The organism is Nitrospira sp., assembly GCA_029194665.1.
Classification (GTDB): Bacteria; Nitrospirota; Nitrospiria; order Nitrospirales; family Nitrospiraceae; genus Nitrospira_D.
In genome coordinates this window covers 200,440-225,025 of record JARFXO010000003.1, presented here as the reverse complement: position 1 = coordinate 225,025, position 24,586 = coordinate 200,440, and the positions used below count along the sequence as shown (strand labels likewise).

24 protein-coding genes are annotated in these 24,586 nt (G+C 55.9%); 12 read left to right on the top strand and 12 right to left on the bottom strand.

Features of this window, described 5'->3' with window-relative positions:
- Window positions 1–404: 404 nt before the first annotated feature.
- From wecB to gmd, 3 genes are all read right to left on the bottom strand, one after another.
- A complete protein-coding gene (gene wecB / locus P0119_10500) occupies window positions 405–1,505 on the bottom strand; it encodes a UDP-N-acetylglucosamine 2-epimerase (non-hydrolyzing) (GenBank protein MDF0666483.1) in 1,101 nt (366 codons plus the stop codon).
- A 167-nt stretch (window positions 1,506–1,672) separates the two neighbouring features.
- On the bottom strand, window positions 1,673–2,632 hold the full coding sequence (locus P0119_10495) for a GDP-L-fucose synthase (GenBank protein MDF0666482.1): 960 nt from the start codon (window positions 2,630–2,632) through the stop codon (window positions 1,673–1,675).
- A gap of 15 nt (window positions 2,633–2,647) precedes the next feature.
- A complete protein-coding gene (gmd, locus tag P0119_10490) occupies window positions 2,648–3,655 on the bottom strand; it encodes a GDP-mannose 4,6-dehydratase (protein MDF0666481.1) in 1,008 nt (335 codons plus the stop codon).
- A gap of 148 nt (window positions 3,656–3,803) precedes the next feature.
- On the opposite strand from gmd, the gene P0119_10485 reads away from it, so the two are divergent.
- The 11 genes from P0119_10485 to gspK all read left to right on the top strand — a co-directional run bounded on the left by P0119_10485 (window position 3,804) and on the right by gspK (window position 14,369).
- A complete protein-coding gene (locus tag P0119_10485; GenBank protein MDF0666480.1) occupies window positions 3,804–4,718 on the top strand; it encodes a hypothetical protein in 915 nt (304 codons plus the stop codon).
- 266 nt (window positions 4,719–4,984) lie between these two features.
- Window positions 4,985–6,736, top strand: coding sequence for a type II secretion system ATPase GspE (gene gspE / locus P0119_10480; protein ID MDF0666479.1), 1,752 nt, complete (start codon window positions 4,985–4,987; stop codon window positions 6,734–6,736).
- A 97-nt stretch (window positions 6,737–6,833) separates the two neighbouring features.
- Window positions 6,834–8,072, top strand: coding sequence for a type II secretion system inner membrane protein GspF (gspF, locus tag P0119_10475; GenBank protein ID MDF0666478.1), 1,239 nt, complete (start codon window positions 6,834–6,836; stop codon window positions 8,070–8,072).
- Between the two features lie 31 nt (window positions 8,073–8,103).
- A complete protein-coding gene (gene gspG, locus P0119_10470; protein ID MDF0666477.1) occupies window positions 8,104–8,667 on the top strand; it encodes a type II secretion system major pseudopilin GspG in 564 nt (187 codons plus the stop codon).
- Between the two features lie 8 nt (window positions 8,668–8,675).
- Window positions 8,676–9,284 (top strand): prepilin-type N-terminal cleavage/methylation domain-containing protein, encoded by a 609-nt coding sequence (locus P0119_10465; protein ID MDF0666476.1) that lies wholly within the window; start codon window positions 8,676–8,678, stop codon window positions 9,282–9,284.
- A gap of 15 nt (window positions 9,285–9,299) precedes the next feature.
- Window positions 9,300–9,728, top strand: coding sequence for a prepilin-type N-terminal cleavage/methylation domain-containing protein (locus tag P0119_10460; GenBank protein ID MDF0666475.1), 429 nt, complete (start codon window positions 9,300–9,302; stop codon window positions 9,726–9,728).
- Entirely contained in the window at window positions 9,700–10,323 is a 624-nt protein-coding gene (locus tag P0119_10455; GenBank protein MDF0666474.1) for a type II secretion system protein GspJ, read from the top strand. Before P0119_10460 ends, P0119_10455 begins: the two co-directional genes overlap by 29 nt.
- Window positions 10,299–11,204, top strand: coding sequence for a type II secretion system protein GspN (gspN, locus tag P0119_10450; GenBank protein ID MDF0666473.1), 906 nt, complete (start codon window positions 10,299–10,301; stop codon window positions 11,202–11,204). Before P0119_10455 ends, gspN begins: the two co-directional genes overlap by 25 nt.
- A 105-nt stretch (window positions 11,205–11,309) precedes the next feature.
- Window positions 11,310–12,893 carry a pilus assembly protein PilM gene (gene pilM / locus P0119_10445; GenBank protein MDF0666472.1) on the top strand — a complete coding sequence of 528 codons (1,584 nt, stop codon included), beginning with the start codon at window positions 11,310–11,312 and terminating at the stop codon, window positions 12,891–12,893.
- A complete protein-coding gene (gene gspM / locus P0119_10440) occupies window positions 12,890–13,438 on the top strand; it encodes a type II secretion system protein GspM (protein ID MDF0666471.1) in 549 nt (182 codons plus the stop codon). The genes pilM and gspM overlap by 4 nt, the downstream gene beginning before the upstream one ends.
- Window positions 13,425–14,369, top strand: coding sequence for a type II secretion system minor pseudopilin GspK (gspK, locus tag P0119_10435; protein MDF0666470.1), 945 nt, complete (start codon window positions 13,425–13,427; stop codon window positions 14,367–14,369). The genes gspM and gspK overlap by 14 nt, the downstream gene beginning before the upstream one ends.
- A gap of 143 nt (window positions 14,370–14,512) precedes the next feature.
- Here the strand turns inward: gspK and P0119_10430 are convergent, their stop codons facing one another.
- The 9 genes from P0119_10430 to P0119_10390 all read right to left on the bottom strand — a co-directional run bounded on the left by P0119_10430 (window position 14,513) and on the right by P0119_10390 (window position 23,431).
- Window positions 14,513–15,412: a response regulator gene (locus P0119_10430; protein ID MDF0666469.1), complete on the bottom strand. Its 900-nt coding sequence runs from the start codon at window positions 15,410–15,412 to the stop codon at window positions 14,513–14,515.
- Window positions 15,409–15,768, bottom strand: coding sequence for an Hpt domain-containing protein (locus tag P0119_10425; protein ID MDF0666468.1), 360 nt, complete (start codon window positions 15,766–15,768; stop codon window positions 15,409–15,411). The genes P0119_10430 and P0119_10425 overlap by 4 nt, the downstream gene beginning before the upstream one ends.
- Before the next feature lie 23 nt (window positions 15,769–15,791).
- Window positions 15,792–17,000 carry a SpoIIE family protein phosphatase gene (locus tag P0119_10420; GenBank protein MDF0666467.1) on the bottom strand — a complete coding sequence of 403 codons (1,209 nt, stop codon included), beginning with the start codon at window positions 16,998–17,000 and terminating at the stop codon, window positions 15,792–15,794.
- Between the two features lie 69 nt (window positions 17,001–17,069).
- On the bottom strand, window positions 17,070–17,420 hold the full coding sequence (locus P0119_10415) for an STAS domain-containing protein (protein ID MDF0666466.1): 351 nt from the start codon (window positions 17,418–17,420) through the stop codon (window positions 17,070–17,072).
- 48 nt (window positions 17,421–17,468) lie between these two features.
- Window positions 17,469–17,807 (bottom strand): STAS domain-containing protein, encoded by a 339-nt coding sequence (locus tag P0119_10410; protein MDF0666465.1) that lies wholly within the window; start codon window positions 17,805–17,807, stop codon window positions 17,469–17,471.
- Between the two features lie 16 nt (window positions 17,808–17,823).
- Entirely contained in the window at window positions 17,824–18,885 is a 1,062-nt protein-coding gene (locus P0119_10405) for a chemotaxis response regulator protein-glutamate methylesterase (GenBank protein MDF0666464.1), read from the bottom strand.
- Window positions 18,886–18,964: 79 nt separating this feature from the next.
- Window positions 18,965–19,576 (bottom strand): hypothetical protein, encoded by a 612-nt coding sequence (locus tag P0119_10400; GenBank protein ID MDF0666463.1) that lies wholly within the window; start codon window positions 19,574–19,576, stop codon window positions 18,965–18,967.
- Window positions 19,577–19,581: 5 nt separating this feature from the next.
- Complete coding sequence (locus tag P0119_10395) at window positions 19,582–20,400, bottom strand: protein-glutamate O-methyltransferase (protein MDF0666462.1); 819 nt, start codon at window positions 20,398–20,400, stop codon at window positions 19,582–19,584.
- A gap of 256 nt (window positions 20,401–20,656) precedes the next feature.
- Window positions 20,657–23,431 (bottom strand): methyl-accepting chemotaxis protein, encoded by a 2,775-nt coding sequence (locus P0119_10390; GenBank protein ID MDF0666461.1) that lies wholly within the window; start codon window positions 23,429–23,431, stop codon window positions 20,657–20,659.
- 571 nt (window positions 23,432–24,002) lie between these two features.
- On the opposite strand from P0119_10390, the gene P0119_10385 reads away from it, so the two are divergent.
- Window positions 24,003–24,335, top strand: a complete 333-nt coding sequence (locus P0119_10385; protein MDF0666460.1) for a hypothetical protein — start codon at window positions 24,003–24,005, stop codon at window positions 24,333–24,335.
- The last annotated feature ends 251 nt before the right edge of the window (window positions 24,336–24,586 follow it).

The window sequence follows — 24,586 nt, the reverse complement described above, 5'->3', positions numbered from 1 at the left end:
CTAGAGAAGCACGAATGACAATGGCATCGGACTCATTCAGGTTTTTGACAGATACCATAACAAGTTATGCACCTCCACTGCTGACACGATGGATGCAGATTTAGTTAGGAAAGCTGCTGAGATCGTATTGGCTCTACCTACACGTGGCAACTTAAAACTGTTTTTTATAACAGTACGATTTGTGTCGAATCGGGTGCCTTGAATGATGCGATGAGTAGGAAAGTTGTGAAACTGATCATGAAACGCCGTCGTCCATGAACGAATGTGAGACCGTACAGCCCTGCACTAACTAGAACGGACAGAGACTCGTGCGCTATTCAGGACTTGACTATACTGGTTGATTGATGGATTGCGATATCAGGCATAACTTGAATGAGGCGGCTCCGCATGGAACCAACCATGAACTACCTATCGTTCAACACCCGCTCCAAATGCTCTACAATCCGTTCCGCAGTCTTTCCGTCCCACAGCGGAGGAACTGAGCCCTTCTTCCATTCTCCTGCCATTAATCGCGCGAGCGCGGGAGAAAGTTTGTTTGGATCAGTCCCGATCAGTTCGTTTGTCCCGATGGAAATGGTCTCCGGTCGCTCGGTGTTATCACGAAGGGTCAGGCACGGCACTCCGAGCACCGTTGTTTCTTCGGTGATGCCCCCCGAATCGGTAATCACTCCTGTGGCATGCTTGACGAGATAATTAAATTCCAAATAGCTCAGTGGATCGACATAGTGAAGCTGGGGTGTCGCACTGTCGAGTTCCAGGAGATTTTTCGCGGTCCGGGGATGTACGGGAAATACCACGGGCAGTCCTCTGGTGCCTTCAGCGATGGCGCGGAGCAGCGACAGGAGCTGCTGTGCTCCATCGACATTCGCCGGTCGATGCAGCGTCACCACAAAGTATTTCTGCGATTCAAGTTTCAGCGAATGCCAACAGGTCGGCGGCCGCAAACGTGGAAGATGCTTCATCAATGTATCGATCATGGTGTTGCCGACGAAAAAGATCCGGTCATCGCTCACACCGGCGCAACGCAGATTGTCGTTGGCCGTCTCGCTCGTCGTGAAAAACCAGTTGGTGATGGAGTCAGTCACCACTCGATTGATTTCCTCCGGCATGGTCCAATCCCCGGATCGAATGCCGCCCTCGACATGGGCCACCGCCACACCCAGCTTTCGCGCCGCGATGGAACAGGCCATCGTGGACGTGACATCACCGACGACAAGACAGAGGTCGCTTTTGTCCTTCAACAAGACCCTTTCGTACCCGACCATGATACCGGCGGTTTGTTCGGCCTGAGTGCCGGATCCCACCCCGAGGTTGATATCCGGGTCGGGAATCCCTAGTTCCTCGAAGAAACTCCCGGACATGGCACGATCATAATGCTGGCCCGTATGAATCAATCGGTACCGCAACTGTCCGCCACGCCGCTCGGCGGCGTTCAATACCTCGATGATCGGCGCGATTTTCATGAAATTGGGCCGTGCTCCGGCGATGAGATCGATGCGCTTCACTCAAAACCTCACATTGCAGGCCGATTCAACTTTGTCGTCCACCGATTGTAGCTGACTTGGAGCTTCGTGCAATGGTTCCAGTTTTTGGCGAGCGCCATGGGTCGCAAAGCCGATGTCGGCACATCCACACGAGTTCCCGCTGGAATGAGCCGACTTGGGAGAGAGATCTAGAACCGCACTTCCCGTATCGCCTGACGGTTGTCTTGAAACCACTGGGTCGTCTTTTTCAATCCATCGCGCAAGCTATGTCGGGCTTGAAATCCGAAAAGCTGCTTGGCTCGACTAACATCAAGACAGCGACGCGGTTGGCCGTTCGGCTTGGTGGTATCCCAATTCACTTGGCCGGTGAACCCTACTTCGGCTGCGATCATGCCGGCCAGATGACGAATCGAGATTTCTTCACCGGTTCCCAGGTTGATGGGTAGGTCACCATCATACTGTTCAGCTGCGAGCAGAATGCCTTCCACGGCATCCTCGACATAGAGGAATTCTCGAGTCGGCGAGCCATCCCCCCACAGGCTAATCGATGCCTGTCCTGTTTCCTTTGCCGTCACGCATTTGCGGATGAGTGCCGGAATGACGTGAGAGGTTTCGAGATCAAAGTTGTCGCGCGGCCCATAGAGATTTACGGGGAAGAGCACGATCGAATTAAAACCGTATTGCTGCCGATAGGCCTGTACCTGCACCAACATCATTTTTTTCGCCAGCCCGTACGGAGCATTGGTTTCTTCAGGGTACCCGTTCCAGATGTCATCCTCCTTGAATGGAATCGGAGCAAATTTCGGATAGGCGCAAATGGTTCCCGTTGCGATGAACTTTTTCAGCCCCAGCTGGCGGCCCACCTCGATCAGCTGTGTGCCCATCATCAAGTTATCGTAGAAAAACCGACCTGGATTGGCCTGGTTGGCCCCGATGCCACCGACACGAGCTGCCAGATGGATCACCATGTCGGGCTTCGCGTCGCTATACAATCGCTTCACCGCCTCCATCTGGACCAAATCGTAATCCTTGCTTCGCGGCACCACGATCTGCCGGCATCCTTTCGCGCGCAACTGGCCGACGACGAACGACCCAAGAAATCCGGCTCCCCCTGTGACAACGACGCACTTATTGGACCAGAAAGACATGAGGACACCCAAGTCTCAATGTTTTCTACCGACCCCTTCCAATCTCTCTCGCTCCGCCGCGAGATCCGCGTCTACCATCATGGCGATCAGCTCGTCGAACCGTACCTTGGGTTGCCACCCGAGTTGTTTCTTGGCCTTGCCGGCATCACCGATGAGTAGATCAACCTCAGTCGGACGGTAGTACTTGGCATCGATCTTCACGTGTTTTTTCCAATCCAATTGCAACCGGTCAAACGTCAACTCCAACATTTCCTTTACTGTGTGCGTTTCGCCCGTCGCGATGACATAATCGTCCGGAGTCGGAGCTTGCAGCATCATCCACATGGCTTCGACATAATCGCCGGCATATCCCCAATCGCGCTTGGCTTCCAGATTTCCCAGAAACAAATCTTCTTGGACACCCAGCTTGATGCGGGCAGCGGCCTTGGTGATCTTCCGCGTCACGAAGGTTTCCCCACGTCGCGGCGATTCATGGTTGAACAGGATGCCGTTGCAGGCAAAGAGATTGTACGCCTCCCGATAGTTCACCGTAATCCAGTAGGAATAGACCTTGGCAGCACCGTACGGACTCCTTGGATAGAAGGGAGTCGATTCCCTCTGTGGCACCTCCAGCACCTTGCCGAACATTTCGCTGGACGACGCCTGATAAAACTTCGGCTTGAGCCCCGATTCTCGTATGGCCTCAAGCAACCGAATGGTGCCTAACCCTGTGATCTCGCCGGTATATTCAGGAATATCGAAGCTCACGCGGACATGACTCTGAGCGCCAAGATTATAGATCTCATCGGGCTGGACGGTGCGCAAAATCCGATTCAGAGAACTGGCGTCGTTCAGATCACCGTAGATCAAGTGAAGTCGCCGATGGGGCACATGCGGATCTTCATAGATCGGATCGATACGACCTGTGTTGAACGAACTGGAACGGCGCACAATGCCATAGACTTCGTAGCCTCTACCGAGCAGAAATTCCGATAGATAAGATCCATCTTGGCCGGTAATCCCGGTAATTAGTGCTTTCTTCACGCAGAAATCCTCCCTGAAGCGGAACGGATTATTGCGTGCTTCAGTCCGTTTGTCCACTCATCCACGCAAAAAGATCGTTGATGAAAGATTCTTGCGACCAACGATAGGAGCCATGTACGATGGAGTCAGATAGAACTGAGGGCAATTCGTGGCAGCAATTCCTCCACAACGAGTGCGCCGTATCGGCCTATTCCTCTGTCTGGTCGTGTGCGGGCTCTTGATCGCGCACTCCATCAATGCCTTCGTCGCCGAGGCCTTGTATGTGATCCCTACCCATCCGGTTGGTTCCGGCAACGACCGAGCGACTGGCTCTCGGCTGCGCGCCTCCTATTCACCGACCCAAGCAGCGGAGGATGTGCGTTCCAGCGGCCTTTTCCTTCTCCCCGCCGCTCCTCAGGGCGACCTCACAAACTCTGATAGGCGAGGGCCAGCCGGCGCCCCGGTTCGAGCTTCGCTCGGCTTGGCGGCCAGGATTCGCTTGATCGGTGTCGTACTGGGCGATCAGCGCGGTATGTTTGCGATCGCGGAGGAGCTGGCCTCTAAACAACAGACGTTGTATCGCGTCCATGACCAAGTTCTCGATCTGGGAGAAGTAACTGAGATTCGGCGGAACGGAATTCTGGTCCGCCAAGGTAACCTGGAGGAATTATTGGAGCTGGCGCAGTCGGAAAACCAAGCGGTTCCAGGCGGTTCCACTGGTACGACTGCTGCGGCGGCTGCCCAGACGCAGGCAACCGGCGTGCCTCTACGAAAAGTCATCGACCGCCGGGAGGTGGACCAGGCCATGAGCGATCTGCCGAAACTCTTATCCCAGGCCAGAGCCGCGCCGCATATGGTGAACGGAACCATCAACGGGTTTCGACTGGACTACATCGCCCCGACCAGTTTCTACGAAAAAATCGGGGTTCAGGCGGGAGATGTGTTGCAGCGCGTCAATGGCGTCGACATTCGCGATCCCAGTACCATGTTGAATCTACTGCAACAACTGAAGAATGAGCAGATCGTCAAGCTCGACGTGCTGCGAAACAATCAACGATCCACGATCACGTACGAGCTTCGCTGAAAGCCGAGTCGCGCGCTCTCCCGACAATCTCCCTGGCATTTGAGCCAGCACCCCTCGATAAACGACGAAGCGACTCCTGCAACAGCCGACTGATGGCGAGGAACACTCACCGTCTAGGGAACAGAAGAGTTCACCATTTGCGTTAAGAATTCGAGGCGTCCTTGCCAGTCCATCGGGAGGGAGAGTATCTTTACGACCGGGATCAAAGCGCATCAGAGGAACGCCTACGATGGCGCTCATCCCTATTTCTGAGAGGTCTGGGCAAAGTGTCGGAACAACTCGACAACGATCAGGCCAATCCGACGGTACATCGTCCTCTATTGGGACAAATCCTCGGGCAAAAGTTCAACCTTTTGGATTCAAAACTCGAGGAAGCCTTAGCCTACCAACGGGAGAAAGGTGGCCTGCTGGGAGAAATCCTGCTGCACTTGCGCTCATTGAAGGAAGAGCAATTGATGGAGGCTCTCGCCCAGCAGTTTGAGATGGCTTGGATGCCCCATCTTGACAACGCCCATGTGGACCACGAACTGATCAAGAAGGTACCCATCGCGTTTTGTCGACGCTATCGCGTCTTGCCGCTTCGATATGAGGAAGGGGTCATTCTGACCGCATCGACCGATCCCTTGGAAACGGTCGCGCTTGACGATCTTCGATTGCTCTTGAGCAAACCGATCAAACCGGTCTTGACCACCAGCGTCGTTCTGCTGGCCAGCTTGAACCGGGCCTATGACGAAATCGCCAACCCAGCCGGTGCGGAGCAGGTCATGGAGGACATCGCGGCAAACCAGAGCCTCGACCAGCTTGCGCATGAGCTCGACGAGCCACAGGACTTGCTGGACGCCACCGACGAGGCTCCGATCATCCGATTGGTCAACTCGGTGCTGTTTCAGGCGGTTCGACAACGGGCGAGCGACATCCATTTCGAATCGTTCGAGCGGGGGCTGGTGGTCCGCTATCGTATCGACGGCGTGCTCTACCCGGTCCTCACCCCGCCCAAGCACCTGCAAGCCAGCATTATCGCTCGTCTGAAGATCATGGCCGGTCTCAACATTGCTGAGAAGCGATTACCGCAGGACGGTCGGTTCGGCATCAGGACATCCGGGAAAGACGTCGACCTGCGGGTCTCCGTCTTGCCCACTTCGCATGGCGAGCGGGTCGTATTGCGATTGTTGGAGAAAGAAAATCGCCTCCTGAATCTTTCGGAAATGGGGTTCTCGAAAGAACGGCTCGCCGTGATCCATCAGCTGATTCAACTCGCGCACGGGATTATTCTCGTCACCGGTCCGACCGGAAGCGGCAAAACCACGACCCTCTATGCCGCTTTGAGCCACATCAATGCGCCGGACAAGAATATCATCACGGTCGAAGATCCGGTGGAATACCAACTGCTCGGTATCGGGCAAATGCAGGTGAACCCCAAGATCAATTTGTCCTTCGCCGCCGGACTCCGCTCGATTCTCCGGCAAGACCCCGACGTCATCATGATCGGCGAGATTCGCGACCGTGAAACGGCGGAGATCGCGATTCACGCCTCGCTCACTGGACATCTGGTGTTTTCCACGTTGCATACCAACGACGCCGCCAGCGCCCCCACGCGCCTGATCGATATGGGAATCGAGCCTTTTCTAGTGGCTTCATCGGTCGTCGCCGTCCTGGCTCAACGACTGTTGCGAAGGATCTGTCCTGACTGCAAACGCCCCTATCGTCCAAGCGAAGCAGAACTCGGTCGCTTGGAGGTCGCACCCGGTTCCAATGTCACCCTGTATCGAGGAGCCGGCTGTGCGGCCTGTTCGCAAACCGGCTATCGTGGCCGTACCGGTATTTTTGAGCTCATGGTACTGGATGACGAGATCAGGCGGCTCATCGGAAGCAAGGCCGACTCTACCGCCATCAAACAGGCCGCGATTGCCAAAGGCATGGTCACGTTAAAGCAGGAAGGGGCTGAGCGCGTCGTTCAAGGGCATACCACCCTGGAAGAAGTCATGCGGATCACTCAACAGGAAATCGACGTCGAATAATGCGGCATCGACGCGCTGACCGTCTACCCCTCTCAATTCGAGCTTGGACTGTCCGGCACCGGTCGCCCAAGCCCGATACGTCCGGAGTCTGCTGATCATGCCTGTCTATCAATACCAGGGCTACCGGAGCGACGGCGGAGCCGCGACAGGGATCATCGACGCGGAGAACGTCAAGGTTGCCCGACTCAAACTGAGGAAAGAGGGTGTCTATCCGACCGATGTTGTCGAGCAAGGCCAAGCGCCGAGTCGGTCGCGAGACAAAACCCACAGCCGCACGGAACGATCCCTCGGTCGATCGGCCACCCTCACCGCGAACGATCTGGCCCTGATGACCAGACAGTTTGCGACACTGCTCGTAGCAGGGCTCCCGTTGATCGAAGCGCTCGGCGTCTTAGTGGACCAAGCGGAGAAGAAATCCATCAAGGCCCTGCTGGCTGATCTCCGGGAACAAATCCGTGGAGGTAAAGCCCTGAGTGCTGTCTTGGAGACGTACGAAAAGGACTTTTCTCCCATCTATGTGCACATGGTACGGGCCGGTGAGGCCAGTGGAGCGCTGGATCAGATCTTGTTCCGCCTCGCGGAGTTCTTGGAGAAACAACTCGCCCTGAAAAACAAGGTCACCAATGCGATGCTCTACCCCATTATCATGCTCGTGATCGGGTCGGTCATCCTTTTTTTCCTTATTACGTTTGTCGTCCCCAAAATTACCCTCGTATTCGCTCAGCAGAAACAAGCACTGCCATGGCCGACGGTTGCCTTGATGTCGGTCAGCCAGTTCTTTGCCGACTATTGGATGGTATTGGTGGGGCTCATACTCGGAAGCCTCTATGCGACGCGGCGCTTCGTCCGAACCGGCGCCGGTCGCATGATGGCGGATCGATTGATCCTAAAACTTCCATTGCTCGGAGACGTCGCGCGGATGGTGTCGATTTCCAGACTCACCAGCACCCTCTCGACAATGTTGGCCAGCGGAGTCCAATTGCTCGACGCGATGGATGTCTCGAAGCGCGTCATGAACAATGGAGTCCTTGAGGAAACGGTTGAAACGGCACGGCAGAACATCCGCGAGGGGGAGACGATCGCCGATCCGTTAAAGCGCAGCGGCGAATTTCCGGCCTTGGTCACCCATATGATCGCCGTCGGTGAAAAGAGCGGTGAAATGGAGGAAATGTTACGCCGGGTGAGCCAAATATACGATGGCGAAGTGGAGCGGGTCATCGGTCGCTTGACGTCGCTCATGGAGCCGATCATGATCCTGGCCATGGGTGCCGTCGTCCTCTTCATCGTCGTCGCAATCCTATTACCCATCTTCGAGATGGGGCAGATGGTCCACTAGGGAGACAATCGGAACATAGTAGTAAAAGAGCGTGAAACGAGATAAAGGGGGACTCACGATGACCGATCCGGGAAAACAGTGCCAGCCTACCACACACATCGGTGAACGCAATCGACTGCTTCGCTTCGTGGCCTGCTTGGGCCAGCGGACATCGGCAAACTCTGCAGGCTTCACATTCATCGAAATCATGGTCGTCGTGGCTATTTTGGCCATACTTGCGGCCCTTGTCGTCCCACGCATCATGGGCAGGACGGATGATGCCAAGCGCACGGCGGCTAAAGTTCAGATTCGAAATATCGAGGGAGCGCTGCAACTCTACAAATTGGATAATGGTGTCTATCCCACTACGGAACAGGGCCTTAAGGCACTCATTGAAAAGCCTTCCGTCGGTGTGGTCCCAAAGAAATGGAAAATCGGAGGATACCTCCCCAAGCTTCCCGAAGATCCTTGGGGAAATCCGTACAAGTATCTTAGCCCAGTCCAAAAAGGCGAATATAAAGTGGAATATGAGGTCACCTCCCTTGGGACGGACGGCGAGGTCGGCGGTGAGGGCGTAAACGCCGATATCACCAATTGGAACCTCGACAAAGAATAGGAAGTCAATTGGTCACCGGTCATAGGTCATTGGAGAGCGCAGGCTTCACCATCCTAGAAATGCTGATCGTCCTGTTTCTCTTGACCATGGTCGTGGTGGTCGTTTTCCCTCGCTTCAGTCTCGACGAAGACCTGAGCTCCACCGGACGGAAACTGATCGGTGTCCTTCGCACCTTTCAAGGACTGGCGACCACAAGCCAACAACCCCTGAAGCTCTACCTCGATTTGGATCAGGGAACCTACTGGATGATGCTGGTGGAGGGCAAGGAAGAACGGCTTCCGCTCGATCCCGCCTGGAAGCTGCCTCGTTCGCTGCCTGAATCGATTCGATTGACGGAAGTCTCCGTCGGACAAGACAAACGTTTTTCCGGACGAGTCGACATATCCTTCTTCGCCAATGGTAGGATTGAGCCGGTCACGATGTACTTGATGGATGCGAAGAATAATCTCCTGGGGCTGGCCGTCGATTCATTGACGGGAGGGATTCGGGTGAGCGACGAACGACTCGACCCCCCTCTGAACCGGATCATCCCCGATCGGGTCCGACCTCTGTTGAAACCGACTCAGCAAGCAGGAGCAGGCGCACCGCCGAGAGGGTTGTTTCCAACTCAACAGTAGATCGCGATGGACCAAATGGGAGACCGAACGAAGTCCGATGAAAGCGGATTCACCCTGCTCGAAGTGCTGCTGGCCATCGCCTTGCTGGCTATCGCGCTCCCGATTCTCCTTGGCCTCAGAAATTTCGATTTGGAGCTCCAGGAAAGAGCGTCCGAACTGACGGCCGCCACGCTGTTGGCCCAAGAGAAACTCCTTGAAACCGAACTCGCAGGACAATATGCCATCGGGGAAAGCACCGGAGAATTTCTCAATACCCCGCTTGGAGCACAAATGACCATCCAGACAACCCCGAGAGCGGTCGGGTACAAATGGAAGCGGACGATCACGCCCACCCCGCTGGAGCTGATTCGAGAGATTCGTATCAAGATCTCGTGGCTGCGGGGAGGACTGGAGGAAACGGTAGAGGTCAGCACCTATGTCTTCGCCGGCCGTCTCACTTTCTAAGTCCCAAGCGGGCTTTACGCTTGTCGAGATCCTGATTGCTGTGGCCTTGCTGGGCCTGGTCGGCGCCATGGTCTTCGGGTCGCTCGTCATGACGACGAACGCCGTGGAATCCGGACGAGAACAGGCCGCTAAGGAACAAGCGATCCGAAGAATCTTGCGTCTCATGGCTGATGAAATCTCCCTCAGCAAACGCAATACCATGTATCCCTGGGTGGGAACGAACGGGACACAAGACGGGCAACCGGCCGACATCCTGGCCATCCTCGCGATGAGTCAAGAATTGAGCACGTCGGCCGCCAAGGAAAGCGAAACTGTTCGCGTGGTCTATACGCGCGAGCGTGATCGCCTGATCCGGTTCGTCCGTAGAAATCTCTATACGCTCACCGATACCAATGAATCGTTGGATCAGATGGAACTGGCCGATCACGTCCAGGCCTTCAATATCCGATATTACGACGACCAGAACCGGATCTGGCTTGACCAATGGCCGACAGTCCCCAAAATTCCTAAGGCCTTGTTGGTTGAAGTGACATTTCAATACCCCGATGCCGACCCTTGGACGGTGAGGGAATGGGTCGCGATCGGCACATCATGACCATCAAATGGCCCGAAGCATGGCGAGAGATCCTCGCTTGGACAGTAGCGGGAGTCACCATCTTGGTGTTGGCTCTGGTGGCCACCTTTCCGTACGGTCTGCTCCAGGCGCGGGTGGTTGCGGAACTCACAAGAGCGACCGGGATGGAAATCCGAGTTGCCGATTGGACCGTGGAGCTTCCGATAGGCCTTGAATGGCGAAACGTCACCTTGACACAACCGAACTGGACCCCGATACAATTGGCGGTGCTGGAGGCCAAACTCGGAGTCATGAAGGCGTTGGGCGGCACGCTGGGGCTCGATGTCGTCGCAAAGCTGAATGAGACCTCTTCCCCGATAGGTCTCGCCAAAGGCACCGTCACCACCTCGTCCCTTTCCTTGGCGAGCCCCGTCACGATCAATGGGAAGGTTCAACAAGTAGATCTTTCCAAATTGCTCCGTCGCTACGTCACGCATGGTACGCTCAACGGAGATTTTTCCCATCGGGTGGACTCCGCTCAGGCGACCGTCGCCACGATAAAGGGGGAAGGCATGTGGACGGCCGAGGCAACGGACTTGGTGATCGATCAGATTCCCCTTGGTAACGGACGAACCCTGTCACTCGCATTCAGCAAGGTTTCGTTGGGACTCGCATGCCGAGATCTCCGCTGCGACGTGACACAGATGAAAGGCGAGGGTATCGACGGCACCTTTACAGGCGAAGGACTCATTACCATTCAGCAACCGATGCAACAGAGCCAATTGAATCTCACGGTGACGGTCGTCCCAGGCCCTGGATTTGCTTCGAAAGCTGGAGCACTTGGTCTCCCCTCGCTACCTCCGGGAACACCCATGACCGTCAAGATCGTCGGAACCTTGGCACAGGCCAGGATTGCATTGTAAAGTACGGGCTGAAGTTTCAGGTTGCAGTTTCAGTTCACCTGATGCTATTCGCTCGTATGTGAAACCAGAAGCCACAAGCACGAAACAATTACGGAAGCCGGATTCATGGCCATTGTAAACGAATGTGTCGGGCTGGACATCGGACAAACGGGCTTGAAGGCCGTACGTTTCCGTCGCCGCTTGAGCGGGCGGGAAACGATCGATTACTTCCAACATCCGATGCCGTTTTCCCGCCCCGAGGACCTCGAGCCAGCTCGACGGGTCAAATCGTTGCGTGGATTCCTCTGGCAAAACGGACTCTACGGCACAGACCGGATGGTGACCGCGATTCCTTGCCAGGACCTTTTCGTCAGAACTCTGTCCTTTCCCTTCAAAGATTCAGCCAAGCTCGCCCAAGTCGTCCCTTTTGAAGTCGAGAACCTCGTTCCGATGCCGCTCGAAGATCTTGCGGTCGGAAGCTTAGTGTTGCCACCTGGACCAACGGCGGAAGGCACGGCCCGCGAGAGTAAGGGTTCGGATGTCCTAGTCACAGCCGCACCGAGAGACAAGGTCGCGGAACATCTCCGGTTTCTGGCTCAAGCCGATGTGGAGCCCTCGGCGATCAATGTCGATGCCATGGCTCTCTTCACCGTGACTCAATTCCTTCAAGAAGAAGGCGCGGTTGTCCCGCAAGACCTGGCCATCATTGACGTCGGAGCGTCGAAAACCACGCTCTGCCTCGTGCAGGGAGGACGTCCCCTGGTCCTTAGGACGATTCTGTGGGGAGGCAACCACCTGACACATGCCTTGGCCGTCCGCCACGCCTGTAGTTTCGCAGAAGCAGAACGTCGGAAGCGCACGATGGCCGTGGATCAGGTGGACAGTCTGTTGGAACCGATCCTAAAGGAACTCCGCATCACCTTGCAGGCCCATCTGGGAAACGAGCGCAGCCGCTTGACGCACTGTTGGGTATGCGGAGGGGGGGCCAAGTTGCAAGATATCGGCGAGTATGTCTCCCGACAATTGGGACTGTATCCGGTAGGACCCCGGCAGGGGTTCGGAGCTGAAACCCCAAGGGCATTTTCCATCGCCTTCGGCTTGGCGATTCACCCAAAGATTATCCGGCCACGATGGCGATTCACATCGTCTCCTATGGAGCTCGCGCTCGATCTCAAAGGCGTGACCGACGCCGCCTCGCCGGACCGCAGCACGACCAAACAAGACCGCCGCCTGGCGATTGCCGCCGGGCTGGTCATTGCCGTCCTGGTGATCATAGATTTCTCGATTCACTTCATGTTGCACGGCCAGCGGGTCGATCGGCTCAAGACTGCGCTGCATAGCCAGTATGAGCAATTCTTCGGAGCGGGTGCGGCTCCCGGGGAAGAGCTCGATCAAGCGCAGTACCGCATCGGAGTCCTGGACAAGGCCCTCGGCGTCGTCGATACCGCCGACGGCAACGCGTTGCGCACGCTCTCGACCTTCGTGAAACAACTCCCGCCTGGAACAATGGTGAAGGTGCGCGAGCTGACCGTCGACGGAGCAGCCATTCTCATGGAGGGTGAGACCACCTCCTTCGACGCCGTGGAACGACTCAAACAAACCTTCGCATCGAGCCCCCAATTGAAGGATGTTGCGGTGACGGAAACCCGAGTGGGCGCAGGCCCCAATCAAGTCGTATTTCGAATTACCGTCACGGTGGAGAAAACATGATGCAGGGTTTCCGGGAACGTTGGCGACAGATGTCGCAGCGTGAACGCGTCATCGTGCTGGCAGGCGGGATTGTGTTTGGCCTCAGTCTCCTCTTTGTCCTGATCGTCGACCCTCTATTGGACACCCTGGATCGACTCGATCGACAGGAAGTGCGGAAGCAGAAAGACCTGGCCGAATTGGCGGTATTGGGTCAAGCGTATCTCGTCAAACGGGACCGCTTGGCACAAACCGAGAGCCGCATGCCGGGACCAGACAGCCGTTTCTCTTTACTGACATTCATGGAGGAAGCAGCCACCACCGCCCATGTGCGCGAACGTATCACAGGCATGCAACCTCAACAACAAACGTTGGCGCAAGGTTACGAAGAAACGGCGGTTGATCTCCGATTGGACGGCATCCAATTGCCGGACCTGTTGGCACTGCTCGTGGCCATCGATCAAGCCCCGTACGACCTTCACGTTCGCCATCTGCAGATCCGCCCGAAATTCGATAATCCGGTCAATATCGACGCAACCGTCCGGGTCTTGAGCTATGCCAAGAGCTGACGAACGAGGCGTCGCGCTACTCTTGGCACTCCTGGTGCTGACGATCCTCACTGCTCTTATCCTTGAGTTCGATGCGGAAGCACGCCGGGAATATCGAGCCGCCGCCGCCTTTCGGGACGATTATAAGGCAAGCATGTTGACCCGCGCCGCAGTACAGGCCGCTCGAGCCGTACTGCTGCAAGATCTCTTACGTGAAAAGATGACGGGGCAGAAATACGACGGGCCGACCGATATCTGGGCCATGCCGATCAAAAATTATGCGATCGGAGATGGGTTTCTGACCGCCCAGCTCCAGGATGAGACCGGGAAATTCAATTTGAACGACCTCGCATCGACTTCGGGAGGTGACATAGCACAGAAAAAGAAGATCCTTCGGGCCAAACGATTATTCGAACTCCTTAGGGTCAGCCCAAATCTGGTCGATGCTCTCATCGATTGGATAGATCAGGATGAAGTGCCTCAGCCGGCCGGTGCCGAGAGCCTCTACTACCAATCATTGAGGCCGCCCTATCGATCCCCGAATAGTCCGCTACCCGGGCTGGGAGATCTACGGCTCATCAAGGGGTTCACGCCGGAGATCATCGAGCGGATCACTCCCTATGTGACGATCTTCCCGCATGAAGGAGGGGCGCCGATGAACGTCAACACAGCTGATCCTATCGTCCTTCAGACGCTGGATCCGAGCGTCACTCAATCCGTCGCGCTGGAGATCGTCCAAGGACGCCCCTACAAGACGAAAGTGGAACTCGATCGGGTTGCGAGCTTTCAAGAAATCGGCCGGACACTGAGAAGCGATTACGATGTCAAATCGGACTATTTCTCCGCGCGCCTTGCCGTCACCGTGAATGAAACGACCAAAACCGCATGGGCCATACTGAAGCGAGATGCCGGCAAGGGGGAGAGCACTGTCGAATATCTGCGAATGCTCTAACCGGATGCCGATATTAGCACCGAACAGAAACTTCCGGCGATATTTTGGGCAGCGGCTGAGGTTTACAGCAACCTCCTAACCATACAAGATGGGTTTCGAGTTTTAAGGTCCAAAAGATCATGCTCTCAACATCTGACTTGGAGCTAATCAAGCGACACCGTGATCGTCACCTCATTGCCCCGCTCGTTATACGCCAAACAGGGAAAGAACGATCGGGCCAAGAAGATCCCCCGCCCGTTCGTGTCTTCCGCCTCACAGAGCTCTTGGGATCGCGTGAGTAGGCTCCTCCATTTGAAGCCCTTGCCTTCATCGGTGATCCGGTACGCCAGACTGTTTGCGTCCTTATCGTGAAGCACATGCATGATTACCCGACGGTCTCTCAGCCGTGCTTGAGCGAGCCGATGAGCCAGCAATTGCTCGTAGCGGCCGTCCACGAGAGCTTCCTGCTTTTCCCGGTAGACGATCTCGAGATTCCCATGTTCAACGGCATTAAAAAGCAATTCGTGTAATGCTCCGCGAAGGTGCAGCCGTCGGATAGGAGACAGGGTCGAGGCCGTCGTCTTGATGAGCCAGGAGATCACCCCTGGGATATGGGTCGGGTCGGAATCGACGGTCAGTCGATATTCTGATCGACAGAGTCCCGGAATATCCGCGAGGTCTCCAGGCAGGAGATACCGAGCGCGCTGCAACGCATGCGCCAGTTCTTCTTCAGTCACGGGCTTGTGCAAATAGTCGGCGGCTCCGACCCGAAGCGCCTGTACGATCATCGGTTCCGGTGCATCCTCCGCCATGACGATCACAGGACAGAGTTCGTGCCTGGCCTTGAGCTGCTTGAGCAAGGTCAGGCCCGTTGCTTCAGGAAGAAACAGGTCGGTGATCACAATGTCCGGTGCCGCCATATCGATCGTGGTCAATGCGGTGGTCGGATCGGACGCCGCAACGACAGAAAACCCTCTGCCTTGCAACTGTTCTGCGATGCGCGCCTGAGTATCCGGACAGGGATCGATCACCAGGAGATGGTCAGACGTTGTGGGTCTGTTCATGCGACCATTCCTTTGTTGCGCACCTGACAGAGTGCGGCCAGAAGCCGTTGGAATTCCTGCTCCAACGTGGCATAGAGCCGTCCCCCCTGCGCCAGATTGTCCACTTTCGCCGACGCTTCCAATGCTTTGCAGGCTTGAAGGGCAGCCGGCGCGCAGAACTGCAATACAGCGCCCTTCAACCGGTGACAGGATCGTGCCACACCCCCTGCATCCCCGGCATTGAGAGCCGCCCGAACTTCCGCCAAATCCTTTGGACCATGCTCCATGAACAATTCGATCATCATCTGAAACGTCTCTCGATCGTCATCCAACCGAGCGAGCGCTTCATCCATGCTGAAGATTGAGTCTAGGTTCATGGGTTCCACTCCCATTGAAGCGGTCACAGGGCTATTTCCACTCCCATCACCGCCACATCATCTGGAAATTGCTCATGCCCTTGCCATCGAATGGCCTCTGCGATGGTCCCTGACACCACCTCCGTCAGGGGTCGCTCACCAAACCCGCGAATCGTCCCGTCCAAGCGCGCTTGCCCCCATAGTTCGCCGGACGGATTCGGCACTTCGTAGAGGCCGTCACTGAGCAGATACAGACGGTCACCCGGGATAATAGGCAGCTCCGCCGTGAGGTAGCTTGTCGAGCTATCGAAACCAAGCGGCAGATTCGGTTGGGCCATCCAGCAGGTCTCACCAGACCGGCGATGAAGCAACACTCCGTTGTGCCCGGCTGTCGCATAAGACAGTGTACGGCACCGGAGGTCGAGGCTTACAAATACGATCGTGAAGTAATGGCCATTTTCCGTAAGAGGGAATTGCTTATTCGCTTCCGTCAGGACCGCACCTGGGTCATTCGAGCCGACATGGTGCAGCAAGCTGTCTCTGCGGAGAAAGGTTGAAATTGAGGCTGATCGTAACGCCGGCGAGACTCCGTGGCCGGACGCATCCAGCAAATACAGCCCCAAGAAATCGTCGCTCCACTGAACGATGTTGAAGAGATCACCGCCTAAGGTGAGAGAAGGTCGATAGGCGCGAACCATCTGCACACCGGGCACGACTGTCCCCGAGGCTGGGAGCAGCGTTTCGACATAGCGGGCGGCGGACTGAAGCTCCCGTTCCAGCGCCTCCTGCTTCTTCAGAATTTCCTCCGTCACATCCTCAAGCCTTCGGATCAAGGTCGCCGTGCGCATGCCCGCCTGAACGCGTGCCGTGATTTCGTACTTGCTGGCAGTCTTGCTGAGAAAGTCGTCGGCGCCTCGGGCCAGGCCTTCGGCGATCTGTTCAGGCTGGTCATGACTCGTCATCATGAGGATTTGACTCGACAGCAGCTCAGGATCCTGACGAACCTGCTCGCAGAACGACGGTCCGTCCATCTCCGGCATCATCCAATCCAAGATGGTCAGATCGGGCCGCTCGCGGCGGAGCACTTCCAACCCGGCCTTTCCGTCTCCGGCTTCGATCACCCGATAGCCGAGCCGTTTGAGTCGAGCCGCCAACGCCAGCCGTGCGGTAGGCTCATCGTCCACGACCAACACAGTTTGTGGTTTCGACGCTTCGGCACTTCGAGGAAGTGATACCTTCACTGGAATCGGCATCACACCTCCTGTGACGAGATGCGGCACGCATGGCGGCTGTCTGTTCCGACGGACGGTGTCACGGTTTGGCTACGCTGCTTGTCGATGCCCGGTCAACGCGTCCTGCTCGTTGTCGTAGACTGGGATTAACTTCTGAATGTTCGCCAGGCTCATGATTTCCCTCACATAGCTCTGCGGCTTCAACATGCTCACTTTCCCTTGACTCAGTTTGAAATTCTGAGAGACGAGGGCCAGCAAGCCCAGTCCTGAACTGTCTACGAATCGGACCTCAGCCATGTTTAAAATCAGATGTCGGCAACCTTTCTGCCGAATGGCTTCGACCGCCGTCTTAAACTGTTCACGATTGGCATAGGTCAGATCACCCGTCATTTCAAGGATGACCCCGTTTGGAACAGGTCGTTCTCTTGTTTGCATCGTCATGAGCACCTCCTTCTTCGGATCCAGTCGAGATCGGCTCGCATCGAGTTCTCACGAGCCCCGGCCTGCAGCCGCCGCTTCCTCGGTAGGAAACACCGCGATCATCCTGTCGATGTTCGCCATCTCCAGAATCTGTCTCACCGTACCCTGCGGACCCACCAGGCTGAGTCGTCGTTCTACCGCCGTCAGTTGCTGGGACGTTAGCACCAACAGCCCGATCGCTGCGCTGTCGACATAGGTCGCCTCTTGCAGATTGACGATAAGGTGCCGGCTTTGGGATTCCCGAAACGCCATCACCGCAGACGAAAAGTCCTTGCGATTGCGATAGGTGAATACCTCGTCGATGTGAAGTACGGTGGCGTCGTGCAATGTCCGTTGAGTAATCGGCATAGAGACTCCAGCTTCGTTAACGTCCGACGTATGCAAGGATGGCCCCGGCAATGTCATCAAGCGGCACAACTTTGTCGACCGCGCCGGCCTTGATGGCCTCCTTCGGCATGCCGAACACGACACAGCTCGTTTCATCCTGAGCGATCGTGAGGGCCCCAGCCTGTTTCATCGTCAACATTTCTTTGGCGCCGTCGTTTCCCATTCCTGTAAGGATCACGCCGACGGCGTTGGAGCCGGCATAACGGGCCACGGACGAAAACATGACATCCACCGACGGCCGATGGCGATTTACCGGAGGATCTTGATGGATCCGCACCGTGTACCGAGCCCCGCTCCTGACCAACATCATATGGAAATTACCCGGAGCGATTAAGGCATGTCCCGGCAGGACACTGTCTCCGTCTTGTGCTTCCTTGACGGCAATCCGGCAGAGACGGTTCAACCGGTCAGCCCATGTTTTCGTAAATCGTTCCGGCATATGTTGCGTAATCAGGATGGGTGGGGTATGCGGCGGGAGTCTTTCCAATATCTCCTTCACAGCCTCCGTTCCACCGGTAGAAGAACCAATGGCAATGATAGTATCGGTTGTTTTGATCATCGCGGTGGAAGACGGACTGGGCAACGGTGAAGAACTTGCTTTCTGATCGACCCTACACCCTCCATTCTGCCCTCTGATCCGAGCCACTGACGCCGCTTTGACCTTGGCGATGATATCCTGGGCGATCTCCTCCATTCCTTCTCGAAGATCGATCTTGGGCTTGGCAATAAAATCCACCGCTCCGAGTTCCAACGCGCGCATGGTGGTCTGGCAGCCGGCCTCGGTCAGCGAACTCATCATCACGACCGGCATCGGGTGCCCACGCATCAGTTTCTCCAAAAATGTGAGCCCGTCCATCTTGGGCATTTCCACATCGAGAGTCAGCACGTCGGGGTTCAGCGCCTTGATCTTTTCCCTCGCAATATAGGGATCCGGCGCCGAGCCGACGACCTCAATTTGAGGATCTTTCGCGAGCAACATGGCAAGCACTTGCCGCATCAACGCTGAATCATCGACCGTCAAGACGCGTATCTTCTTCATCGATTGCTCATGACCGGTCACCAGTAGCCCATCCCCATGGATCGAGGATGAGGACAATGGTCGCTGGTCCCTTGTTCCATCAGAACAGCGTCACGTCCTCTACCGATGCTTGTTCCTTCAACTGAATCTTTGTCGCATACTCGTTCTCGCGTTCGGCGATCGTGTAATTCTTCCCCCGCTCGATCTTCTTCATCAGCACTCGTCCCGACTCGGTAAAATAGTAAATTTTTCGCGCGAAGCTGTCTCCGAGATCCGTCCGACAGGCAGTCAGTCCTTCCGCTTGGAGATAGTCCAGGACCCACTCGGCATTCCTGGCACCCACGTCAATGTTGCCATCGTAAATTCGTCCTGCCCCGAACAACTTGATCTCCAGGCGACTCTTGCTGCCTCCGCGTTTGACAATTTCATTGATCAGCGCCTCCATCGCATATGAGCCATATCTGGCGGACTCGCCCCAGGAGTCATTCCTCCCCTCTTTTGGCTTCGGCAACATAAAATGGTTCATCCCGCCGACCCCGGCGACCGGATCACGAACGCATGCCGACACGCAGGAACCCAGCACGGTATAGACAATCATGGGATCCGGACTGACAAAAAATTCTCCCGGCAGGATCGCGGCAATTTCGTGCGGGAAGCGACTGTCACGCATCCGCCGAATATGGGCGAAGTGATCGGTTTGGATCAGCGCCATCGCTATCAGTGTTCCCTCTGATAGATCGTCGGGGCCAACGAGCTGAACGCGTGATTCACCCACTGGAGACTCTCGGAATGCCCGATGAAGAGATAACCACCCGGCTTGAGATGGCGGTGGAACTTCTTGATCAATGTTTCCTGAGTCGGCCGGTCGAAGTAGATCATGACATTCCGGCAGAAAATCAGGTCCAGAGGATTCTTGATCGGGAACTGACTGTCCATCAAGTTGAGTCGACGAAACCGAATCACCGCAGCAAGATGCGGCTTCACCTTAAAGAGGCCCGCGCTAGCCCCCCGCCCGCGTAAGAAATGCCGCCTCAGCACCTCCGGCGGCACATCACGAAAGCGGTCTTTGTTGTATGTACCAGCTGCCGCTTTATCCAGTACTCGGGTGGAAAGATCCGAAGCGAGTATCTTGAAATCCCACTGGGCGGGATTCTGCGCATGTTCGAAGAGCGTTATGGCGATCGTATAGGGCTCTTCACCGGTCGAGCAGGCGGACGACCAGATGCGGATACGCTTTTCTTCCGCCAATTCTGGAAGAATCCTGTCACGGAGGAAATCGAAATGTTTCGGCTCACGAAAGAAATCGGTCTTATTGGTCGAGATCAGATCCAGCAGACAGGTGAATTCTTTCCCCTTCGGATCGTTCAGGACGAGATCGTAGTACTCTGAAAAGGTCGACAACCGGAGGTCGCGCAGTCGCTTGGACAGGCGGGACTGCACCAACGATTGTTTTCGGTCTCCAAGCGCAATTCCGCTCTTGTCGTGGATGAGCCTCCGAAAGCGTTGATACTCCTCTGTCGAGATGGCGTATTCCATGGCGGTCAAAACCTGGGACGAACAAGGCGCGCCTCGGCTGACGCAACGCACCCATGCATAGAGCTCTATCGGTCTGTCAAGAGCTAATCTTAAACGAAGCGGACGGACACGGGCTGAGGGAACACGACGGAGGGTGCTATGCTGCACTCGGCTTTGTACAAACCTTCACATGGTTAGGTTGAGGCCAAAACAGAACTACGTGATGTCATGAAGGAGAACCTCCCGTCGGGAACAATTTCAGCTGAGCAATCCCTCGTTAAAACTCTTCGAACTCCTCCGACCCCTGGAAGGTATTCCCTCCGGAGACGACCATGGCATTCTTCGGCGTATTCGTTTGAGGGGATCGTGACTTTGCCACCTTCTGTTCCCGAGTGTTATACGCGCGGTCGATCGAGCGCGCAGTATGTTCCCTCACACTGGCGATGGCCAGGTTCTCCGCTTTCTCTGCCTCGGACATCCTCTGGATCTTGAACAACGCCATTCGGCGCAGGAGTTCCGCCGCTTGACTCCTCATCGACTGACTGGCGCTCGTGGTCTCCTCCACCAGGGCCGCATTCTGCTGTGTCGTTTCGTCCATCGCCATGATCGCCTTGTTCACCTGGTCGATCCCGCTCGCCTGCTCCTGCGACGCCGCCGTGATCTCAGCAATAATGTCACCGACCCGCTTCACCGCACTCACGATTTCTTCCAGTGTCTTCCCCGACTGATTGACCAACTCGCTACCGTCGTTCACCCGTTGAATCGACTCGTTGATCAGGGCCTTGATTTCCTTGGCCGCCGTCGCCGAGCGCTGCGCCAAATTCCGTACCTCCGCCGCCACCACGGCAAACCCGCGCCCATGTTCTCCCGCCCGTGCCGCTTCCACGGCTGCATTCAAGGCCAACAGGTTTGTTTGGAATGCAATCTCGTCGATCACCGTGATGATGTCGGCAATCTTCTTGCTGCTTCTGTTGATCTCCCCCATCGCGTCCACGGCCCGTTTTGTGACCGCCCGACCCTTGTCCGCCGTATCCCGCGCGGCCACCGCCAGTTGATTAGCCTGCTTGGCATTGTCCGCGTTCTGCTTGACGGTGCTCGTCATCTCTTCCATCGAGGCACTGGTCTCTTCCAGTGCCGAGGCCTGTTCGCTGGTCCGTTGCGACAGGTCTTCGTTGCCCTTTGTGATCTCTTCGGCACCCGTCGCGACCGCCTCCACAGATTCACGCACGGCAGCGATCGTGGTGGCTAGATTCATCAACGCGCCGTTCAAGCTGGTCTTCATCTGCTCGAATTCGCCCTGATAAACCCCCGTCAACGCCTTGGTGAGATCATTACTCGCCAACGCGGTGAGCACGGCTTGGGCTTCATTCAAGGGAGTGGCGACGGCATCAAGGAGTTGGTTAAAACTCTGAGTGAGCACCTTGGCCGTACCCTCGAACCGATCAGTCTTGATGCGCTCGGATAGTTGGCCGGCTGCCGCGGCGACAATCAGTTTTTCCACTTCGACCTGCGCCTGCTTCTGTCCCGTGATGTCATCGGCCAATTGCAGCACTTTGAACGGCCGCCCCATCTCGTCCATGACCGGGTTGTAACTGGACTGGACCCAAACCTCCTTGCCGCTCTTCGTGATGCATTTGTACTGACCGGCCTCTCGCTCGCCGCACCCGAGCTTCTCCCAGAAGGCGCGATACTCTGGCGATCCGCTATACGACGATTCTACGAACTGACTGTGGTGTTTGTCCTTAATTTCCTCCAGGCTGTAGCCCATCGTCTGCAAGAATACATTGTTGGCAGTGAGCACATTGCCTTTGAGGTCGAACTCAATGGTGGCATAAGACGCGTCGATCGCATCGACGATGCCCTTCATATTCTGACGCGCGAGCTCATATTGCGTGATTTCGTAGCGCACACCTAAGTATTTCCTAGGCTTGCCGTTCAGGTCCATGATCGGCTTGATCACCGCATCGACATAATAGGGTGTACCATCTTTCGCGCGGTTCTTGATGACACCTCGAAAGATCTCTCCCTTACCGATCGCTTTCCACATGGTCTTGAAGATCTCCTTCGGCATGTCCGGATGGCGCGTGATGCTGTGCGGACTACCGATCAATTCTTTCTCTGAGTACTTGGAGATTTCACGATATTTCTCGTTGGCCGTGAGGATATCGCCCCTGAGGTCGGCTTCCGAAACGATGCTCGTGGTGTTCATGATGTCGATGCGTGCCTGCATCTCCTCCATCATCTCCTGTTGTTTGCCCCCCGCCTGGGCCAACGCCTCGGCCATTTGATTGAACGCCTGCGCCAACTCGCCGATTTCGTCCTGTGTCGTGACCGTCGAGCGGTGGGTCAATTGGCCGCCTTGGAGTTTATGTGCCGCATCAAGCACATTCAGCAAATTCTTACTGATCAACCTGGAGACAAACCATACGGTGAATGCGCCGATGAGGATCGCGCTGATGTTCAATAACCCCATCCCCAAATTCAGGTTCGTGCTGAGATCGTGACCGGATCGATAACTCTCCTCCGCTTGTCTTTTGTTTTCTTCGACCAACCAGTCTACTGCCTCATAGAGCACGTCGATTTTCCCTGCCAGCTCGGTCTTCTGAACCTCTGCTGCCGCGTCCTTGCTGAAGTTCTTGCTGAGCTGCAACACTTTCTTGCGGATTTCCATATACTCGGGAATCCCGGCAATTAGTTTTTCAAATACCTTTTTTTCAGATTCCGTGACGATGAGCGGGACATACTTCGCCAAGAGATCCTCGATTTCTTTGTCGAGTTCCGTGATGCTCCTTTCCCGCGCGGCCATTGTGGCCGAGTCGTTCGCCAATATGTGCCATACGACGAAGTTGCTCCTGCGCAGCATCTGCGCGCGCAGATCACCCATGACCGTGACCCCCACCAAGTTCGTCTTATAGATGAACTCCGTGTTCCCATTCAGCCGATTCATGCCTACGATGGACAAGCCGCCGATGATGATGAGCAGTAGTCCGATGATCACGAAACCACACAACAGTTTCGATCTGATCTTGAAATTACTGAACCTCTCGATCACAGGGCCTCCCTCAAGCGCCGCCGGCCAGACCTTCTTGGAATTTCCAGTCTGCTATACCCCTTTCATTGTGTTCGCTCAACTGAGCCACGCCGAACATGGGCACCGCCGCAAAACACACAAAGAGCATTCCCCTCGTTACAATGTGGCAATCGATTTGAACTTGGTCCGCAAGTTGAAACACTTGTTCACGCTGCGCTCCGTTCGTCCGAGGAGGTCAAAATGTGGCTCGGTTCAACGATAAGACAGCGCATCCATGAGACGCTTAGTTTCGAGTGTCCCCTGGGTGCGCCGTCAACTGACAGGTCCCTTCCCTGCCCTACTCAAACATTTTGAGCCGTTTGCTCGACCGGCATCCTACACCTTGACTGACACTCTATCGGTTTGGGATGGGAAAGCTTAAGCGGCGACGGAAGACAAGCTCGCGGTCAGAACAACGGAGGGCCATGAGAAGGAGTGCTTCGGGAAGGGATGTTTGAGAGCTCCATCGGTACAGAGATAAACACCACCGATGCAATCCTCACATGCGTGAGGAGCGACCGTCCTTCGCGAGCGACATCGGACCAGCGCCAGCATGGACGTCGGATGCGACTCGAGCGATCTCACGATTGAACATGCCGATGAATTCGGCGCGGGCATGGGGGGCTCTTCCACCTGTTTCACAAGCACAAAAGCGTTCTTGATCCCGGTGATCGGGTGGTTGATTTCATGCGCGAACCGGCGGCTAAGCGATCCATCACCACAGATGTTCAATCTGCGCTCGCTGCGATTTCAGTCTGACGATCTCATCGGTTCGCTCGGCAATCTGATTCTGCAGCTCTTCCGTATGGCGAGGCCGCTCAGCCTCCAAGAGCTTACCCTCGCAAATATCGCGGCCCCCACCAGCCGAACTTCCTTCCCACGATAACGACAGGGCCTTCCTACATTTGAACACTCGTTCCGGCGAAACACCTCGTCCCACAATACAAGATGTTCCGGTATCTCTTCCGAATGCGCCATCATGGTGAGGAGTCTGGCCAGAAGCTCGAGTGTGTCGTATCCGCGCAGCTCGGAGTAACGCACCCCGCCCTTCCGGGCGGGGCGCGTTACTGCCGACCCTTCGACAATGATCGCATCTGTTTCAAGACCGGCGGCTGACCGGAGCTTCGTTCACGTTTC

Excerpts from the sequence above, each read along its gene's own strand:
- P0119_10410 (MDF0666465.1), bottom strand. The coding sequence starts at position 17,807 with ATGCCGATTACTCAACGGACATTGCACGACGCCACCGTACTTCACATC.
- P0119_10430 (MDF0666469.1), bottom strand. The coding sequence starts at position 15,412 with ATGAACAGACCCACAACGTCTGACCATCTCCTGGTGATCGATCCCTGT.
- P0119_10400 (MDF0666463.1), bottom strand. The coding sequence starts at position 19,576 with ATGGCGCTGATCCAAACCGATCACTTCGCCCATATTCGGCGGATGCGT.
- P0119_10460 (MDF0666475.1), top strand. The coding sequence starts at position 9,300 with ATGGGAGACCGAACGAAGTCCGATGAAAGCGGATTCACCCTGCTCGAA.
- gspM (MDF0666471.1), top strand. The coding sequence starts at position 12,890 with ATGATGCAGGGTTTCCGGGAACGTTGGCGACAGATGTCGCAGCGTGAA.
- P0119_10395 (MDF0666462.1), bottom strand. The coding sequence starts at position 20,400 with ATGGAATACGCCATCTCGACAGAGGAGTATCAACGCTTTCGGAGGCTC.
- P0119_10425 (MDF0666468.1), bottom strand. The coding sequence starts at position 15,768 with ATGAACCTAGACTCAATCTTCAGCATGGATGAAGCGCTCGCTCGGTTG.
- pilM (MDF0666472.1), top strand. The coding sequence starts at position 11,310 with ATGGCCATTGTAAACGAATGTGTCGGGCTGGACATCGGACAAACGGGC.
- P0119_10405 (MDF0666464.1), bottom strand. The coding sequence starts at position 18,885 with ATGAAGAAGATACGCGTCTTGACGGTCGATGATTCAGCGTTGATGCGG.
- P0119_10420 (MDF0666467.1), bottom strand. The coding sequence starts at position 17,000 with ATGCCGATTCCAGTGAAGGTATCACTTCCTCGAAGTGCCGAAGCGTCG.
- gspF (MDF0666478.1), top strand. The coding sequence starts at position 6,834 with ATGCCTGTCTATCAATACCAGGGCTACCGGAGCGACGGCGGAGCCGCG.
- P0119_10455 (MDF0666474.1), top strand. The coding sequence starts at position 9,700 with ATGTCTTCGCCGGCCGTCTCACTTTCTAAGTCCCAAGCGGGCTTTACG.
- P0119_10415 (MDF0666466.1), bottom strand. The coding sequence starts at position 17,420 with ATGACGATGCAAACAAGAGAACGACCTGTTCCAAACGGGGTCATCCTT.
- P0119_10495 (MDF0666482.1), bottom strand. The coding sequence starts at position 2,632 with ATGTCTTTCTGGTCCAATAAGTGCGTCGTTGTCACAGGGGGAGCCGGA.
- gspK (MDF0666470.1), top strand. The coding sequence starts at position 13,425 with ATGCCAAGAGCTGACGAACGAGGCGTCGCGCTACTCTTGGCACTCCTG.
- gspN (MDF0666473.1), top strand. The coding sequence starts at position 10,299 with ATGGGTCGCGATCGGCACATCATGACCATCAAATGGCCCGAAGCATGG.
- P0119_10385 (MDF0666460.1), top strand. The coding sequence starts at position 24,003 with ATGGACGTCGGATGCGACTCGAGCGATCTCACGATTGAACATGCCGAT.